The 15827-nt window shown below is 64.4% G+C and carries 13 protein-coding genes; 5 read left to right on the top strand and 8 right to left on the bottom strand.

What is annotated here, in order from left to right:
- Nucleotides 1-456: 456 nt before the first annotated feature.
- Together B8V81_RS21240 and B8V81_RS21235 are read right to left on the bottom strand one after the other, a co-directional pair.
- Nucleotides 457-1785, bottom strand: a complete 1329-nt coding sequence (locus tag B8V81_RS21240; RefSeq protein WP_028597715.1) for a DRTGG domain-containing protein — start codon at nucleotides 1783-1785, stop codon at nucleotides 457-459.
- A gap of 30 nt (nucleotides 1786-1815) precedes the next feature.
- On the bottom strand, nucleotides 1816-2697 hold the full coding sequence (locus tag B8V81_RS21235; protein ID WP_028597714.1) for a helix-turn-helix transcriptional regulator: 882 nt from the start codon (nucleotides 2695-2697) through the stop codon (nucleotides 1816-1818).
- Nucleotides 2698-2886: 189 nt separating this feature from the next.
- Between B8V81_RS21235 and B8V81_RS21230 the strand changes: the two genes are divergently transcribed.
- Nucleotides 2887-3954, top strand: a complete 1068-nt coding sequence (locus tag B8V81_RS21230) for a Gfo/Idh/MocA family protein (protein ID WP_028597713.1) — start codon at nucleotides 2887-2889, stop codon at nucleotides 3952-3954.
- A 225-nt stretch (nucleotides 3955-4179) separates the two neighbouring features.
- On the opposite strand, the gene B8V81_RS21225 is transcribed toward B8V81_RS21230, so the two are convergent.
- Together B8V81_RS21225 and B8V81_RS21220 are read right to left on the bottom strand one after the other, a co-directional pair.
- Entirely contained in the window at nucleotides 4180-5118 is a 939-nt protein-coding gene (locus B8V81_RS21225; protein WP_228551860.1) for a tyrosine-type recombinase/integrase, read from the bottom strand.
- 112 nt (nucleotides 5119-5230) lie between these two features.
- Nucleotides 5231-5653 (bottom strand): ArsR/SmtB family transcription factor, encoded by a 423-nt coding sequence (locus tag B8V81_RS21220; RefSeq protein WP_084136675.1) that lies wholly within the window; start codon nucleotides 5651-5653, stop codon nucleotides 5231-5233.
- A 182-nt stretch (nucleotides 5654-5835) separates the two neighbouring features.
- Between B8V81_RS21220 and B8V81_RS21215 the strand changes: the two genes are divergently transcribed.
- On the top strand, nucleotides 5836-8220 hold the full coding sequence (locus B8V81_RS21215; RefSeq protein WP_043110954.1) for a heavy metal translocating P-type ATPase: 2385 nt from the start codon (nucleotides 5836-5838) through the stop codon (nucleotides 8218-8220).
- Nucleotides 8221-8327: 107 nt separating this feature from the next.
- Here B8V81_RS21215 and B8V81_RS21210 read toward each other — a convergent pair whose 3' ends face one another.
- A complete protein-coding gene (locus B8V81_RS21210; protein WP_043110953.1) occupies nucleotides 8328-8840 on the bottom strand; it encodes a hypothetical protein in 513 nt (170 codons plus the stop codon).
- Between the two features lie 194 nt (nucleotides 8841-9034).
- On the opposite strand from B8V81_RS21210, the gene B8V81_RS21205 reads away from it, so the two are divergent.
- Nucleotides 9035-10174, top strand: coding sequence for a metallophosphoesterase (locus tag B8V81_RS21205; protein WP_028597709.1), 1140 nt, complete (start codon nucleotides 9035-9037; stop codon nucleotides 10172-10174).
- A gap of 165 nt (nucleotides 10175-10339) precedes the next feature.
- A complete protein-coding gene (gene xerS, locus B8V81_RS21200) occupies nucleotides 10340-11428 on the top strand; it encodes a tyrosine recombinase XerS (RefSeq protein WP_028597708.1) in 1089 nt (362 codons plus the stop codon).
- Between the two features lie 107 nt (nucleotides 11429-11535).
- Here xerS and B8V81_RS21195 read toward each other — a convergent pair whose 3' ends face one another.
- Nucleotides 11536-12057, bottom strand: a complete 522-nt coding sequence (locus B8V81_RS21195) for a hypothetical protein (RefSeq protein WP_028597707.1) — start codon at nucleotides 12055-12057, stop codon at nucleotides 11536-11538.
- Between the two features lie 167 nt (nucleotides 12058-12224).
- Here B8V81_RS21195 and B8V81_RS21190 point away from each other — a divergent pair, with 167 nt between their 5' ends.
- A complete protein-coding gene (locus tag B8V81_RS21190) occupies nucleotides 12225-13202 on the top strand; it encodes a YpdA family putative bacillithiol disulfide reductase (RefSeq protein WP_028597706.1) in 978 nt (325 codons plus the stop codon).
- 159 nt (nucleotides 13203-13361) lie between these two features.
- Here the strand turns inward: B8V81_RS21190 and B8V81_RS21185 are convergent, their stop codons facing one another.
- Both B8V81_RS21185 and B8V81_RS21180 read right to left on the bottom strand, forming a co-directional pair.
- On the bottom strand, nucleotides 13362-14015 hold the full coding sequence (locus B8V81_RS21185; RefSeq protein WP_028597705.1) for an MOSC domain-containing protein: 654 nt from the start codon (nucleotides 14013-14015) through the stop codon (nucleotides 13362-13364).
- A 173-nt stretch (nucleotides 14016-14188) separates the two neighbouring features.
- Nucleotides 14189-15808, bottom strand: coding sequence for an amino acid permease (locus tag B8V81_RS21180; RefSeq protein WP_043110952.1), 1620 nt, complete (start codon nucleotides 15806-15808; stop codon nucleotides 14189-14191).
- Nucleotides 15809-15827: the final 19 nt, after the last annotated feature.

Below are 15827 nucleotides of genomic sequence, written 5' to 3'. Positions count from 1 at the left end.
AGCTCTCCATGACCTTCGCAATGCGGACAATCCATCCGAGCCATCTCCAATCTGTATGAGTTTGTTTCATGTTCTTGTGGCTATTATATAACAGCAATCAAGAAATGTTCAATACTGTTTTAGACTATTTTTATGTTGTTATAGTACAGTTTGGAGAATGCGTCTTCGCGACTGTTCTTGCTGCCCAGACTTAGCCTCTGCGCGGCACGAGAGAGGGTCGCTGCGAAACGCCCCTGCTCGTTGAATAGGGCCGTCTGAGGCTCATGGAAGGGGAGGACGCCAGCTGCCGCAGGGACGTTTAAAAAGAAAAAACGAGACGAAGCCGCTGCATCGCAGCTTCGTCTCGTTCTCTTAATTGGCGATTCAAGTTGGAATCGTACAAGCTATGGTCCGCAGCGGCGCGGCTCTCTGACGGCATGACGGGATGCTGCCATGCCTCTGCCGCGTCAAGCCGCCTCACGGCTCCATCAGCCTCGCCGTCAGCATCGACTGGGCGACCTTGCGCCCGTCGGCATATACCTGGATCTCGATCTTGCAGAACTTGCGGCTCAGCTCGATCAGCTCCGGGTACAGGCGGAGCGTCTGGTCGATCTCCACCGGCGCGAGGTAGTAGACCGACTGGCTGTCGGCGATCAGGTTGCCGCGCCGATGATCGCGCAGCGCCCGCGCCGCGGCATGATGGACGAGCCCGGCGAGCACGCCTTCCGACAAGTGCCCCATCGGGCTGCTGAACAGCGCTTCGGCCGGCCCTTCGTAATAAAGGCGTCCGTCCGCTTCCTGCCCGGAGACGAAGCGGCGGCGGATCTGGTCCTCCAGCGTCTCGCCGTTCTGCGGCTGATGCTGGATCTGCTGCATCGCCTGCAGCACGTCCTTGCGGCTGATGACGCCGCTCAGCCTCCCTTCCGCATCGACGACCGGCAGCAGCTCGATCGACTCTGCGACCATGCGGTGCCCCGCCGTCGCGACCGACGTCTGCGGCGTGCATGTCTTCGGCTGAGGCGTCATCCGCTCGGCGATCGGCTCGGCGGGCGAAGCGCCGATGAGATCCTTCGTCGTCACCATGCCAACCGGGCGCCGCTCGCGGTCGACGACCGGGAAGCGGTTGTGGTTCGTCTGCTCGATGACGGCCATCGCGTCGGCGACGGTCGCTTCTTCCGGCAGCGACGCGACGGGCTCGTCCGCATTCATGATGTCCGCGACGAGCACGATCTGCTTTTTGATCAGCCGGTCGTAGATCGCGCGGTTGATGAGCGCGGCGACCGTGAACGTATCGTACGCGCTGCTCAGGATCGGCAGCTCCAGCCGGTCGGCGAGCGCGACGGCTTCCGGCGTCGCGCCGAAGCCGCCCGTCACGAGCACCCCGGCTCCGAGCGAGAGTGCGCTCAAATGCGCCTTTTCGCGATTGCCGACGATGAGCAGGTTGTCCGGCTCGATATAGCCCATCATCGCCTCGAGCTGCATCGCGCCGATGACGAACTTGCTGAGCGGCTTGCCGAGGCCCGCCTCGCCGCCGAGCACCTGGCCGTCGACGATCGCGACGATCTCTCCGAACGTCAGCCGGTCGATCTTCTCGCGCTTGCTGCTGTCGACGCGCACCGTGCCGGTCCGCAGCTTCGTGCTGACGATGCCGCGCGCCTCGGCGTCCTTGATCGCCCGATAGGCGGTGCCCTCGCTGACGTCCATCGCCTGGGCGATCTTCCGCACCGAGACGCGCGCGCCGACCTCCAGCTTTTCCATATAGGCGATCAGCTGCTCATGCTTGGTGGAAAAATCCGCTTCTGCCATGCCCGCTTCCCTCCGCATCGTTGGTGCTGCTCACGGCTGCCCGCCGCCGGGTCCGAGCTTTTTCGCTTCCGACGGCGTCATGCCGTTGTACCGCTTGAACAGCTTGGTGAAATAGTTCGCGTTGCCGCAGCCGACGCGCTCCGCCGCCTCGGCGACGCTGCAGTCCTCCTGGCGAAGCAGCCGCATCGCCTCCTGCATGCGCACCTGGTTCACATAGTCGATGTACGTGCTGCCCGTCAGCTTCTTGAACACTTTGCAAAAATGGAACGGATCCATCCGCACGCGCGCCGCCGCGTCCTCGATCGTATGCTTGTCCGCGCAGCTCGCCTCCACATGGCGGAGCAGCTGCTTGAAGCGCTCCTGCCGCAGCTGCGCCTCTCGCGGCCTCGCCGGCGCGGGAGCGGGCTGCGCGGCCGCCGCGCGCGCCAGCAGCAGCAGCAGGCCGGTCCGCGCTAGCAGCCGCCCGCCCGCCGTGCCGGCGGCGATGTCGGCGATGACGCGCTCCGCGAGCTCCGTCTCCCCGCTCGCGCCGAGCGGGTGAAGCCGCCCTTGGCCGTCCAGATAAGGCTGGAGCAGCTCCGCATAGCCGGGATCGCCGCTCCAGTCGCGCAGCAGCGCGCCGCTGAACACGACCGATACGTATTCGGCCGCTCCGCCGAAGCGGCTGTAGCCGGCATGCAGGTCGCCCGCCTGCACGAGCAGCACGGTTCCCGGCTCCGCCTCGAACGGCTCGCTGTTCAGATGGAAGACCGCCTTGCCCCGCCGCATGGCGATCAGCTCGAAATGCTCATGCCAATGCAGGAACAAAATATTCTGTCCCGGAGCCGTATCCTCGGCACGGTTGACGTAGACCTTGGCCGGAAACAGCGGATCGAGCGGATTGCGCTCCCGCAGCCGGATTCCATCCTTCATGCGATGCACCGCCAAGATAAGAGTGGTATTCCCCAAGATCGGCTAGAGCCGCGCCGATTGACAGCGCTTATACTAAGCCTGATTGAGTTCATCATAAACCAACATCGGCACGGTCAGCAAGGCAGATCGTTCTCGGTCCGCTGCTGCCCTGGCCGACAACCGGATTCCCTAGAGGAGGCTCTCATCCCCATGAACCGAACCTTATCTTCCCCGCGCCGCCGGATCGTCGTCGCCGGCTGCGGCGGCATGGCCCATACCTGGGTCGAGTATGCTTTGACCCGCGACGACGCCGACATCGTCGGCCTTGTCGACGTCCGCCTCGAGGCGGCAGAGGGCATGCGGGACAAGCACGGCCTGAGCTGCGGCGTCTACACGGACCTGGAGCAGGCGATTGCGGAAAGCGGCGCCGATCTCGTCTTCGACGTGACCATTCCGGCGAGCCATCATGTCATCAGCCAGACGGCGATGCGGCTCGGCTGCGACGTCTTCACCGAAAAGCCGCTGGCCGAAAGCTGGGAAGCCTGCCTCGACGTCGTCCGGACCGCCTCCGAGACGGGCCGCATGCATGCCGTCATGCAGAACCGGCGCTTCGACCCGCGCATCCGCGCCTTCCGCAAGCTGATCGCCGGCGGCGCGATCGGCACGCCGGGCTTCGCCGGAGCGGACTTTTTCATCGGCGCCCACTTCGGCGGCTTCCGCGACCTGATGGACAGCCCGCTCATCCTCGACATGGCGATCCATACGTTCGACCAGGCGCGGCTGCTGCTCGGCGCCGATCCCGTGTCCGTCTACTGCCAGGAGTTCAACCCGCCCGGCTCCTGGTACAAGGGCGCGGCTTCGGCGCTGTGCATCTTCGAGATGTCGGACGGCAGCGTATTCAGCTACCGGGGCTCCTGGTGCTCGGAAGGAGCTCCGACCTCCTGGGAAGCCCAGTGGCGCGTCATCGGCTCGACCGGAACGGCGCTCTGGGACGGCGAAGGCTCGCCTTACGCGGAAGTCGTCGATCCCGCCGGCCAGGAGCAGGCGTTCATCCGCAGCTCGCAGCGCATCGACACGTCTCCTGACGAGGCGGGCGAGCCGTGGCATCACCGCTGCATCGCCGAGATGTTCGACGCGCTGCATGGCGGCCGTCCCTCGGAGACGGACTGCCGCGACAACCTGCTCAGCATGGCGATGGTGTTCGGCGCGATCCGCAGCTCCGCCGAAGGCCGCAAGGTGGCCATCTCCGAGCTGCTGCCGAGCGGATCGCTCGGTTGACAAGCGCTTCAACGACAGACAGGTCCGGCCTCAGCCGAACCTGTCTTTTTAATTCGCCTCATCTACTTTCCCGTTCCTGTCTCTTCGCACTCTTCCTTTGAACACGAAAACGTCCTCCTCGACAGAGCGGAAACCGCTATAACCGAAGTCTCCCCCCGGCACGCCCATTACGCCTTTCCGGTTTTTCGCTGTCATGCCCCGTCCATCCGGCAAGCCTTGGCCCGCTCAGCGAGGACGGCCCTCCCGCAGCTCCGGCAGCTTGGCGGACATGCGCTCCATCGCCGTCTTCATCTGCGCGTTGTCGATATGCGTGTAGATCTGCGTCGTCTCGATGCTCGCATGGCCGAGCAGCTCCTGCAGCGTGCGGATGTCCGTGCCGCTGCGGATCTGCATCGTCGCGAAGCTGTGGCGCAGCTTGTGGCTCGACAGCTTCTTCATCGCCAGCTCCGGCCGCTCGCCCTGCAGCCGCTCCAGCGTGCGGTCCGCGATCGTCTGGATCATGCGGACCGACAGGCGGCGTCCGAGCTGGCTGACGAACATCGGCTGCTCCTTGCCTTGCCGCATCCGGCCGCGGCTGTCGTCCTCCAGGCGCCGCAGCAGCCGGGCGAGACTGTCCGGCAGCGGCAGATAGCGCCATTTCCGTCCTTTGCCGAGCACCGACAGCGTCCCGTCCGGCTTGAGATCGAACGAGTTGAGCCGATGGATCTCCCCGACCCGCAGTCCGGCGTACGCCATGAGCAGCAGGATCGACAGATTCCGTTCCTGGTGCTTGCCTCCGACATGCCCGAACAGCTCCTGCAGCTGCTCCTCGTCCAAATAGACCGGCATGCGGTTTTTCTGCTGGCGCGACTTGGGCGTGAGCGCGGCCGGATTGGCCTGCAGCCGGTCCATCTCGTTGAGCGCCCGATAGAACGCCCGCAGGGAGCTCAGCTTGCGGTTGCGCGCCTCGTCTCCCGCTCCCCGCTCGCGGCTCGCGGACAGATAGCGCATGATGTCCAGCTTGCCGCTGCGCTCGAGCGCTTCGGGATACAAGGACGCGAGATAGAGACGCACGTCGGCGACATACGCCCGTTCCGTCGACAGCGTCATGCCCTGGTTCTTCATCCAGATGCGGAACAGCTCCAGCTCCTCGCCATAGGCCTCTTGCAGCTCATGCACCGTCACGGACAACCTTCCCCACTCCTTCTCGTTCCTGCTAAAAGTCTCTTAAAATCGAAGTTGCGTAAAATATGTATTTCACGCAACTTTTGAGCCGGGAAAAACGGCATTCCTGAGCTCAGGAATGCCGGACATGCTCGAGCGTCTGTCGGAACACTTGTTCGACGTGATCGTCGTCGAGCGAATAGTACACCGTCTTGCCTTCCTTGCGGCGCTTCACGATCCGCATGTTGCGCAAATAGCGCAGCTGATGGGAGACGGCGGATTGGTTCATTCCGAGCAGCACGGTCAGATCATGCACGCACAGCTCGCTGTGCATGAGCGCGTCGACGAGCTTGACCCTTGTCGGATCGCTCAGCGCCTTGAGCCAGTCGGCCAGCTGCAGCGCGGAGCGGTCGTCGAGCATCGCCGCCTTGACCGCGCTTAGATCGCGGGGCTGCTCGGGCGCCGCGTGCTCGCCCTCCAGCTCGGACGGCTCGTCCTCGCGCCAAGCGGCCTCCTCCACCTCGGCCCCTGCCTGGCTTTTCGCATCCGTATTCATCCGCCTCTGCCTCCGATCCGTATCCATTGACCTTCATTATACCAATCGCCGGCATTAAACGGAAGTTTTACGGACATCATTAATTTTTAGGGATAATTGTCCCAATCGGTTGACCATTCCAGCAAACAATCATATCATATGAGCAAGTATTCATGCGTATGGTCAAGGAAGGAAGATGCCCCTTGCTGGAATATCGGGTAAAAGGACTCAGCTGCGGCAACTGCGCCGCCGATCTGGAGCGGCAGATCCGCAAGCTTCCTCATGGCGATACGGCCGCGCTTCATTTTTCATCCGCGCGCCTCGTCATGGATGAACGCGTGCCTATGGACAAGGTGCGCAAAATACTGAAGACCGACGGCGCTTCGATCCTCGCGGAACGATCGGCTTCGGCCGTTCCAGAAGAAGCCCCCGCCTCCTGCTGCGGGGCGGGACACTCTCATGAGCATGGCCACGATGCAGATGCCCACGATGGGGTCCATGATGATGACAGCAATGATGCACATGGCCACGCTCACGGGCACGGTCACGCTGGAGTCCATCATGATGTTGACAGCAGGCACGAACATAGCCACGGCCAAGCGGACCTTCGCAAGCATGTCGCCCAAGCGCAGGAGCAAGACCAGGCAAGCGCTCCTGGACACGCGCACGGTCATGATCATGACCACGATCACGACCATGCCTCCGGTCGCGGCATCTACGCGCAGCTCGGCATCAGCCTCGCGCTGCTGCTGGCCGCCGTCCTGCTCGGCGACCGCGTGCCGTCCGCCGTCTCCATCCCGCTCTATCTCGGCGCGATCGCGCTCAGCGGCTGGCGGACGTTCTGGAAAGGGCTGCGCAATCTGGCGAGCCTCCGCTTCACGATCGACACGCTCATGACCGTCGCGCTCATCGGCGCCGTCGCCATCGAGGAGTGGAAGGAAGCAGCGCTCGTCGCGATCCTGTTCGGCGTCAACGAGCTGCTCGAAGGGCTCGGCATGAACCGCGCCCGCGAGTCGATGGACCGCCTGCTCGAAGCGGCGCCGAAGGAAGCGATGCTGCTGGAGGACGGCGCGACGCGGCGTATTCCCGTATCCCGCCTGTCCGCCGGCCAGACGGTGCTGGTCGCCGCAGGCTCGCAAATCCCTTCCGACGGCGTCATCGTCACCGGCAGCAGCTCCGTCAACGAAGCCGCCATCACCGGCGAGCCGATCCCGGTCGACAAGAAGCCCGGCGACGCCGTATTCGGCGGCAGCCTCAACCAGGAGGGCAGCCTGACGGTCCGGATCGAAAAATCGTACTCGGAGTCCTCCCTGGCGAAAATTCTCCAGCTCGTCCAGGAGGCGCAGGAGTCCAAGACGCCGACCGAGCTGTTCATCAACCGCTTTTCCCGCTACTATACGCCGGCGATCATGATCATCGCCGTGCTGGTCATGCTCGTCCCGCCGCTGCTGCTCGGCGGCGAGTGGCGCCACTGGCTGTACGAAGGACTCGCCGTGCTCATCGTCGGCTGCCCGTGCGCGCTCATCCTCTCCTCGCCGGTCGCGATCCTCGCCGGCATTACGCGCCTCGCGCGGGAAGGCATCCTGGTCAAAGGCGGCGCCCATCTCGAGCAGCTCGGCCGCATCCGCATCATCGCCTTTGACAAGACCGGCACGCTGACGAAGGGACATCCGCATGTGGCCGAGGCGGCGAGTTGGGACGACCGCTTCCTCCCGGTCGCGGCCGCGATGGAAAGCGGCTCCGCCCATCCGCTCGCCAAGGCGGTGCTCGCCTACATCGAGGAGCGCGGCATCGCCTACGAGACGGCGGAAACGACGGCCGTACCCGGCAAAGGGCTCGCTGCCGCGCTCGGCGGCACGAAGTACTCGCTCGGCAGCCCCGCTGCGCTGGAGGAGCTCGGCATCCTCCCGCATGCGGAGGCGGCCGAGGCGCTCCGAGCGTACCGCGAGCAGGGCTTGACGCTCGTCGCGCTGGCGGACGAGAGCCGGCTGCTCGGCCTGTTCGGCATCTCCGACGAGCTGCGGCCGGAGACGCCCGGCGTCGTCCGCGAGCTGCGCCGCGCCGGCATCGCCCGCACCGTCATGCTGACCGGCGACCATGAAGCCGCCGCCCGCCGCATGGCCGCGGCAGCCGGCGTCGACGAGACGGCAGCCGGACTGCTGCCCGCGGACAAGGTCGAGCGCGTCAACCGGCTCAAAGCCGCAGGCAAGGTCGCGATGATCGGCGACGGCATCAACGACGCGCCGGCGCTCGCCGCCTCCGATCTCGGCATCGCCATGGGCAAAGGCACGGACAGCGCGATCGAGACGGCCGATCTCGTGCTCATGCAGGATCATCTCGGCAAGCTGCCCGAGGCGATCCGCACCGCCAAGCGCACGAACCGGATCATCCGCTTCAATCTTGCGGTCGCGCTCGGCCTCAAGCTCGTCGCTCTGCTGCTGACGATCCCGGGCTGGCTCACGCTCTGGATCGCCATCCTGTCGGATATGGGCGCGACGATCTTCGTCTCGCTCGTCAGCCTGCTGCTGCTCGTCCCTTCCCGCCGCTCGGCGGAAGAGCCGGCGTCTGCACCAGCCGTCGCGGAATGAGGATGGAATGAGCGCAGAAAATAAAAATCCTTCGGCCGCTTGAGGGCCGAAGGATTTTTTGATTAAACTGGTCGAGCGATGCATCAGCCGATGCTCCATGGGGTGCATCAAGGAATAAACTGCTGCACGATCTTCGTCACGACGCCGTCCTTGACCGTCAGATGATACGGGAAGTCGGCGAGGTCGAGCACGTCGTTCTTGGCATACAGCTTGGCGAACTCGTCGAGAGCGACCGGCTCGTTCCACTGCGTCTCCAGCTCGGCCGGGTCTCCCGTGCGGTCGTACAGCTGCATGAGCACGGCTGCATCCGGCGAGATCTCGTACGTAGTCGCCGTCGTATCGTCATTGACGATATAATAGCCGTCCGGAGCGCCGTCCAGGCCGCTGTCCGGCTCATGCTTCAGGAACTGCTCGTCGGCTTCCTTGCCTTCGTACCATTCGATCGGATCGACCGTTATGTACCATTTGCCTTCTTTATGGGTGATGGATTCGATATAGTCGGTTTGGGTGTCGGCCGTCTTTTGCACCGGCTGATAGTCTCCGCCTACGGCATTGGCCGTGGAGATGAAATAGAACAGGATCGAGGCGGTGGCGAGAATGCTGATGAGACTTTTTTTCATGTGGCTCGTCTCCCTTTCGCAAAGCTAGGACTTGTGACAAGAGCTTGACGTTCATTACCCTTGCTCGCAAGGGGTGAATCAGCTGTTGGTACCATTATAAACGGGCCGGCTGCGAGATAAGTTGCAACAAAGTTACAAAACCAGTTACGCTAGTCTACGAAGCCCGATTGACAGCCAAAAAGGAGAATGCCCGCATGAGCCGCAGATGGCTTGCCCTCGTATCCGTCATCGTGATCTACGCCGCCCTGATCTATTATATCGGGTGGAATCTCTCGCTATTCCTCGCCAGCCAAGGCTTGTCGCCGGGAATCGGCATGTGGACGGCCGTCGTGCTCGCGTCCGTCTCGTACTTCCTCGCGATGGCGCTCGTCCGCTTCTGGGGAGCGCTGCCGGCGCGCTTGTTCAAAGCCGCCGCCTCCTACTCCATCGCCGCGCTGGAATACCTCATCCTGCTGCTGCCGCTCGCCGATCTCGGCTGGCTCGCCGCCCGCGCTGCAGGCGTCTCGTTCGACGCTTATGCCGGCGCCGCCGGCTGGACCGTGCTGCTGCTCCTGCTCGTCCTGCTCGCCTGGGGCACGCGCAACGCGTTCAGCCCGATCGTGCGGCGCCACAGCGTGCAGGTGGACAAGCCGATGGCGGATCGGGACAGCGTGACGCTGCTCGTCGCGTCCGACATCCATCTCGGCGACATCGTCGGCAAGCGCCATCTGAGAAAGCTTGTCCGCATCAGCCAGGAGCTGCGGCCGGACTTGATCCTGCTGCCGGGCGACGTGCTCGACGACAGCGTCAAGCCTTTCCTCCATCTGCGCATGGCGGAGGTCATCTCGCAGCTGAAGGCGCCGCTCGGCACGTACGCGGTGCTCGGCAACCACGAATATTATGGCGGAGACATCCCCGCCTACGTCGGGGCGATGAAGCAGGCGGGCATTCCGGTGCTGCAGGACGAATGGATCGATGCGGGAGGCATCGTCATCGCCGGCCGCAAGGACCGCACCGCCGAGTCGCTGCCCGGCGCAGGCCGGCTGCCGACAGCCGAGCTGCTGCGCGATATCGACTCCTCGGCGCCGATCGTGCTGCTGGACCATCAGCCGTACGGCTTCGCCGAAGCGGCCGCGGCCGGCGCGGACGTCCTGCTGTGCGGCCATACGCATCGCGGCCAGTTCGCCCCCAACCATCTCGTCACGCGCCGCCTGTTCGAGCTCGATTGGGGCTACATGCGCAAGTCGCTCACGCATGTGTTCGTCTCCTCCGGCTTCGGCAGCTGGGGACCGCCGGTCCGGCTGTTCAGCCGCAGCGAGGCGCTGCTCATTACGTTGACGTTCCGTTCATCCTGATCGATCATCTTGGTTTGGTCTGACCGCCCGGTTTTACCGAGCGGTTTTTTAAATGCCGTTAAAGGTTTACATAACTATCCTTAGAAAGTAAGCATGCCGCACGGAAGCTTGTCGGGGGAAACGGCAGTTGCTACAATACGGAGGAAAAGATTGGAGGAGCCGCTCATGAACATCTTGAAGGTGAAGGACCGCATGGAGCTGGATCGGCGCGTTCCCTCCATGCCGTGGTATATCGAGAAATTCATCAACTACAAGCTGCCCGACCTCTCCCCCTCCTCGCTGCTCGAATACGTGCGGGACTATGAGGCCTTCCTCGGCTGGCTGATCGCCGAAGGCTTGGCGGAAGGCCCCGCCCTGTCCGATGTAAAGCTCGAGGAGCTCGAGAAGCTGCGCATGGACAGCATCGACGGCTACCGCATGTTCCTGGCGTCCAAGCCGCTGCACGCCAACAGCCGCACGACCGTCTCGCGCAAGCTCAGCTCCCTCCGCTCGCTCTTTCATTATTTGAGCCAGATCGCCGAGGACGAGGACTTCTATCCGCTGCTCAAGCGCAACGTGATGGCCAAGGTCGCGATCAAGCGCACGCATAAGCCCAAGGATACGGCCGCCAAGCTCGAGGGCAAGCTGCTGCAGGAGGAGGAGCTCGACGAATTCCTCCGCTTCGTCAAGTCCGAGTACGGCCAGGATCCCGCGCTCAGCAAGCAGGCGCTGCACGCCTTCGAGAAAAATTCGACGCGCGACTGCTGCATCGTCAGCCTCATCCTCCACTCCGGCCTGCGCGTCTCCGAGGTCGTCAACCTGAACGTCGACGATCTTGATCTCAAAAAAAAGCTCGTCTATGCGTACCGCAAGGGCAGCAACGACGATACGTTCAAGACGCCGGTCTATTTCCGCCAGCAGGCGGTGGAGGACCTGCAGGCCTACCTGCAGCTGCGGGACAGCCGCTACGCCGCTCCCCGCAAGGAGAAGGCGCTGTTCCTCGCCGTCGCCAACGGCAAGACGGAAGGCTCGCGCATGACAAAAAGGGCCATCCAGGAGATGGTCCTCAAGTACGCCAAGCGGTTCGGCAAGCCGTATCTGTCCGTGCACAAGCTGCGGCATTCGTTCGCGACGGATTATTATTTGCGCAACGACCTGTACAAGACGCAGGAGCAGCTCGGTCACGCTTCGCCGGACACGACCCAGATCTATGCCCATCTGACGGACAAGACGATGCAGGAAGCGATCGACCGCGAACGGAACCGGGAAGGCTAGCCTCCCGGTCCCGCCGGATTCGCGGCGAAGCCGCAGCCTGGCGGTCGAACAGCTGCGCCAAAGCCGCAGTTCCTAGCGGTCTAGCAGCTGCGCTGAAGCCGCAGTTCCTAGTGGTCGAACAGCTGAGGCTGCGCTCCTTCTTCGACCGCGTAGTCGAAGTCCTCGATGTCGAATACCTGCACCGGCACCTCCGCCTCGATCAGCCGATCCTGGAACTCGTATTGATCCGACAGGATCGGAATATCGAACTTGGAGGCCGTCAGCAGCAGCTCTGTCTCCACCGGATCGAAATATTCTCCATAATGCGCATTGTCCACCGCGTTCACGACCGTAAACTGGATGCGGTCGTTCAGGATGAGCGGAGAGCTCTCCCTCCACGGCACCGTCAAAGCGCGCTCGATCTTCTTGCGGTTGAGCGAATCCTCGAAAAATAGGATCAGCTCGCCGATCTTGCCCCGCACGAAAGCGTCCTCGGTCGGATCGTCCATGACGGGCTCCGGGCTGTCCTTCATCTCGTATAGCTCCAGAACCGTGGAGTAAGGCAGCACGAAGTCAACCGGCAGGCTCGGAACGAGCAGCTGTCCATAAGTCGCCACCATGACCGCTTCAATCACAAATCTCCGCTGCATTCCAGATCCCCCTCTATAAGCCACATAACCGTGTTAGTGAATCCATTATACATGAAATCCCCTCTGCGCCATAGAGAAAGCCTGCGGTTGCCTCCAAAATCAGGCGAAGGTACAATAGCTAGTACAGCAGGCGCCGGCAAGGCGTCCGAACGGAGGTTGAAGGTACGTTGCAGCAGGAACAAGTCATCATCATCGGCGCCGGACCATGCGGCCTGGCCGCGGCTCTCGAGCTGCGAGCCCGCGGCATCGACGCGCTCATCATCGAAAAAGAGAATCTCGTCCACTCCATTTCCCAGTACCCGACCTACCTGAGCTTCTTCAGCTCCCCGGAGCTGCTGGAGATCGGCGGCGTGCCGTTCACGACCGCGCAGGAGAAGCCGACGCGGCTGGAGGCGCTCAACTACTACCGCACCGTCGCGCTGCGCGGCGGCGTCCGCGTCCACGCCTACGAGAAGGTCGAGTCCGTCGTGCCGCAGCCGGACGGCTTCGCGCTGAGCACGCGGACGAGGCATGGCGAGGAGCGGGCCTACCGCTGCGCGGCGGTCGTCGTCGCCACCGGCTACTTCGATCATCCGAACCGGATCGGCATTCCCGGCGAGGACTTGCCCAAGGTCAGCCACTTTTTCCGCGAAGCCCATCCGTATACCGGCATGGACGTCGCGATCATCGGCGGCAGCAACTCGGCCATCGACGCCGCGCTGGAGCTTGAGCGGGCCGGGGCCAAGGTGACGGTCGTCTACCGCAAGCCGGCTTATTCCCCATCGATCAAGCCGTGGGTGCTGCCCGTGTTCGAGAGCCTCGTCCGCAAAGAGCGAATCCGCATGCTGTTCCACTCCCGCGTCGTCGAGATCGCGCCCGCGAGCATCGTCGTGCAGAGCGAGGACGGCGAGCAGGCCAAGCTGCCGAACGATTTCGTGCTCGCGCTGACCGGCTTCCATCCGGATCGCGACTTCCTCCGCTCCATCGGCGTGGCAATCGAGCCGGAGGGCTATCCATACTTCGACTCCGACACGATGCAGACGAACGTGCCGGGCGTCTACCTCGCCGGCGTCGTCGCCTCTCGGCATGAAGCGAACGAGATCTTCATCGAGACGGGACGCTTCCACGGCGTCAAGATCGCCGATCATCTGCTCGCAAGAGCATGATCGAAGCCAATTCTGGACCGGTCCGCGCTCGCGGCCGGTCTTTTTCGGTTTCGGCCGTCTTTTAGTTAAGAGGATTAATGGTTTACATAATTCGACTTACAAAGGTAACGCCTCCGTAAAATGGCCCTTATCCAAAAGGGCCCTCTGAACCCGGCTTCGTCAAAGCGATTCGAGCCGGGAGGACAAGACCGTCCGCCAGCTGTCGGCCAGCTCCGGCACGACCAGCAGCTCGCGGATCGCCTGCGCGTCCTTCTTGGCCGTGTAGTAGATGCGGTTCGCCTCGGCGACGGTCATGCCGTGCGCGGGGCGATGCTCCAGCGACAGCTCCATGCCGGCTGCGGCCTCTCCTTCTTCGACGACGCGGAAATAATAGCCGGTCCGCCCGCTCTGCTGGACCCATAGCGTCAGCTGCGGCTCCTCATGCCTCAGCCCGAGCTTGAAGCAAGGCTGACGAGGCTGGCTGACCTCCAGCAGCGCCTGTCCGCAGCGATAGCGGTCGCCGATGACGACCGCTTCCTCATCCATCCCGCTCAGCGTCAGGTTCTCGCCGAAAGCTCCCCAGCCGAGCTGCCGCTCCAGCCGCTGCTCCCACTCCGGGTAATGATGTCCGGAATAGGCGCAGACTGCCTTGTCCGGCCCGCCGTGATGCTTGAGGTCGGCTTGTCCGTCCCCATCCGGCCCGGTCCTTCCGAGCCGCACCGCGCCTTCGCTCGGATATTTGAAGATGCCGGTCATGACCGTCTGGCTGCCGTGGCGGACAGCCGCCGGCAAGCCGACATTGACCGAAACGATCTTGCGCTCCTTATGCTCCACCTGCTTCCGCCTCCCTTTCCGGCCCATTATAAAAGAAGCGGGCGCCCTCCGGCAACCCGCCCCCTCTTCTCGACACCGAAAGCCGTCTTTGCGACAGGGCGTGTCGAAACTTTTTTAATCGTGTTGCATTCTGCGCTTCCCCGGGAAATAGTCAGGCCCAACATTTCCCGAGCCTATTGGGGATGGGAGCGCTCCAGCTGCAGCAGCTCCTGGCGGCTCGGCAGGCTGCGGCTGTCCGCCGCTCCTGCGGCGGCAAGCGGCCGTGAAGCGAGCAGCGCCGCCGCGAGCCAGACCAGCGCCGCGGCCAGGGCGGCCGGGCTGATGGCGGCCGCGGCCGCCGCGACAACGGCCAGGACGGCGGCCGCTGTCCAGCGCAGCAGCCCGCGCGCGGGCCCGGGCGACCAGAGCGGAGCCAGCGCCGGATGCTCCTGCCCCCGACGCAGCCGCAGCAGGCCGGAGAGCGGAAGCAGCAGCGCTCCATGATGCAGCATGACGCCGAGCGCGAGCAGGAAGGCCGTCTGCGCGCCGCCGGAAGCCGGCAGCAGCGCCGAGCCTGCGGCAAGCGCCGCTGCCGCCAGGACGGCCAGCATGGCGGCTCCGTCGTAGGTGCGCCGCTTGACGGCAACCCGCGCGAGCCGGGCCAGGGCGGGATGGCTGCTGTCGCGGGCGAGCGCGCCGGCAAGCCTCGTCGAGGCGAACAGCAGCGAGAGCGAGCCGCCCAGCAGGCTGACCGCGACCAGCGCGTCAAGCGCCAGCACCGCGCCCGGCGAGCTCGCAATGGCCGAGCTGACGGGGTGGAGCCACGCGCCGGCTGCGCCGCCGAGCGGCCGGGACGCGGCGTACATGGCGGCCAGCGCCAGCAGCACGTAGCCGCCCGTGTATAGATAAGCCGCCGACTGGAACTGTCCCCAGGGCAGGCGCATCCGCGGCTCCACCGTCTCCTCGGCCGCGGCTTCCGCCGCTCCGCCGGACAGGAACAGCCTCCACAGCAGCAGCGCGCCGAGCGCCCAGTCGGCGTTCAGCGGAACGGCGCCCGTCCCCGCGCCTTGACCGAGCGGCGGCAAGATCGACGGCAGCGAGTAGTTCGGCCACAGCGCCCCGGCGAGCAGCGCCAGCAGCAGCAGGCAGCAGCCGATCTGGACGGCGGCGACCGCCCGCTGCACGAAGCCGAAGCAGCCGTTGCCGGCCAGGCAAACGAGTCCTTGCAGCGCCAGCGCGAACGCCAGCGCGACTGCCGCGACCGCGGCGGCTGATCCGCCGAGCCAGCCCTGCCAGGACTGGCCGAGCCAGCGGGCCGCCTCCAGGCTCATCCAGGCCGCGAGCGCCCACTGGCCGCCGAGCCGCAGCAAGCCGCTCGCTCTGCCGGCCGCCTTCCCGGCCAGCCATTCGGCCGCGTGGGACGTTCCTTTGGCCGTCGGCACGGCGGACATCAGCTCCGCCGACACCGCATGCACGGCCAGCGCACCCAGGCCGAGCAGCGGCCAGGCCCACAGGATAAGCCCGCCGGCCGCCCCCGGTCCGGCGACATGCAGGAACAGCGCTCCGCCGCCGAGCAGCGCCATCGCGTTGAACGGCAGCGCGAACGCGGCGAACGGCCCGAACGCCCTTTTCAGCCGCTGCGCATATCCGTATCGGTTCAGCTCGCTCTTGTCCTGCATGAACTGGATGTAGGCCGCGTACTTCGTCAGCGACTGGTATCCGCCGAGCTGGCGCCGCCGCTCCGCCGCCGCGAACACGGCAAGCCATGCCAGCGCCGCCGCTCCGTACATGCCGAATCCGATCCAGATCCACATGCCCTCGTCCCCCTTCGCT

It is taken from the genome of Paenibacillus pasadenensis (assembly GCF_002864175.1).
Lineage (GTDB): Bacteria > Bacillota > Bacilli > Paenibacillales > Paenibacillaceae > Paenibacillus_O > Paenibacillus_O pasadenensis.
The sequence above is the reverse complement of the archived record's forward strand: the minus strand, read 5'-3'. Positions and strand labels throughout refer to the sequence as shown.

What these genes read in the sequence shown, in the direction of transcription:
- B8V81_RS21240 (WP_028597715.1), bottom strand. Translation starts at nt 1,785, where the DNA reads ATGGCAGAAGCGGATTTTTCCACCAAGCATGAGCAGCTGATCGCCTAT.
- B8V81_RS21235 (WP_028597714.1), bottom strand. Translation starts at nt 2,697, where the DNA reads ATGAAGGATGGAATCCGGCTGCGGGAGCGCAATCCGCTCGATCCGCTG.
- B8V81_RS21230 (WP_028597713.1), top strand. Translation starts at nt 2,887, where the DNA reads ATGAACCGAACCTTATCTTCCCCGCGCCGCCGGATCGTCGTCGCCGGC.
- B8V81_RS21220 (WP_084136675.1), bottom strand. Translation starts at nt 5,653, where the DNA reads ATGAATACGGATGCGAAAAGCCAGGCAGGGGCCGAGGTGGAGGAGGCC.
- B8V81_RS21210 (WP_043110953.1), bottom strand. Translation starts at nt 8,840, where the DNA reads ATGAAAAAAAGTCTCATCAGCATTCTCGCCACCGCCTCGATCCTGTTC.
- B8V81_RS21205 (WP_028597709.1), top strand. Translation starts at nt 9,035, where the DNA reads ATGAGCCGCAGATGGCTTGCCCTCGTATCCGTCATCGTGATCTACGCC.
- xerS (WP_028597708.1), top strand. Translation starts at nt 10,340, where the DNA reads ATGAACATCTTGAAGGTGAAGGACCGCATGGAGCTGGATCGGCGCGTT.
- B8V81_RS21195 (WP_028597707.1), bottom strand. Translation starts at nt 12,057, where the DNA reads ATGCAGCGGAGATTTGTGATTGAAGCGGTCATGGTGGCGACTTATGGA.
- B8V81_RS21180 (WP_043110952.1), bottom strand. Translation starts at nt 15,808, where the DNA reads ATGTGGATCTGGATCGGATTCGGCATGTACGGAGCGGCGGCGCTGGCA.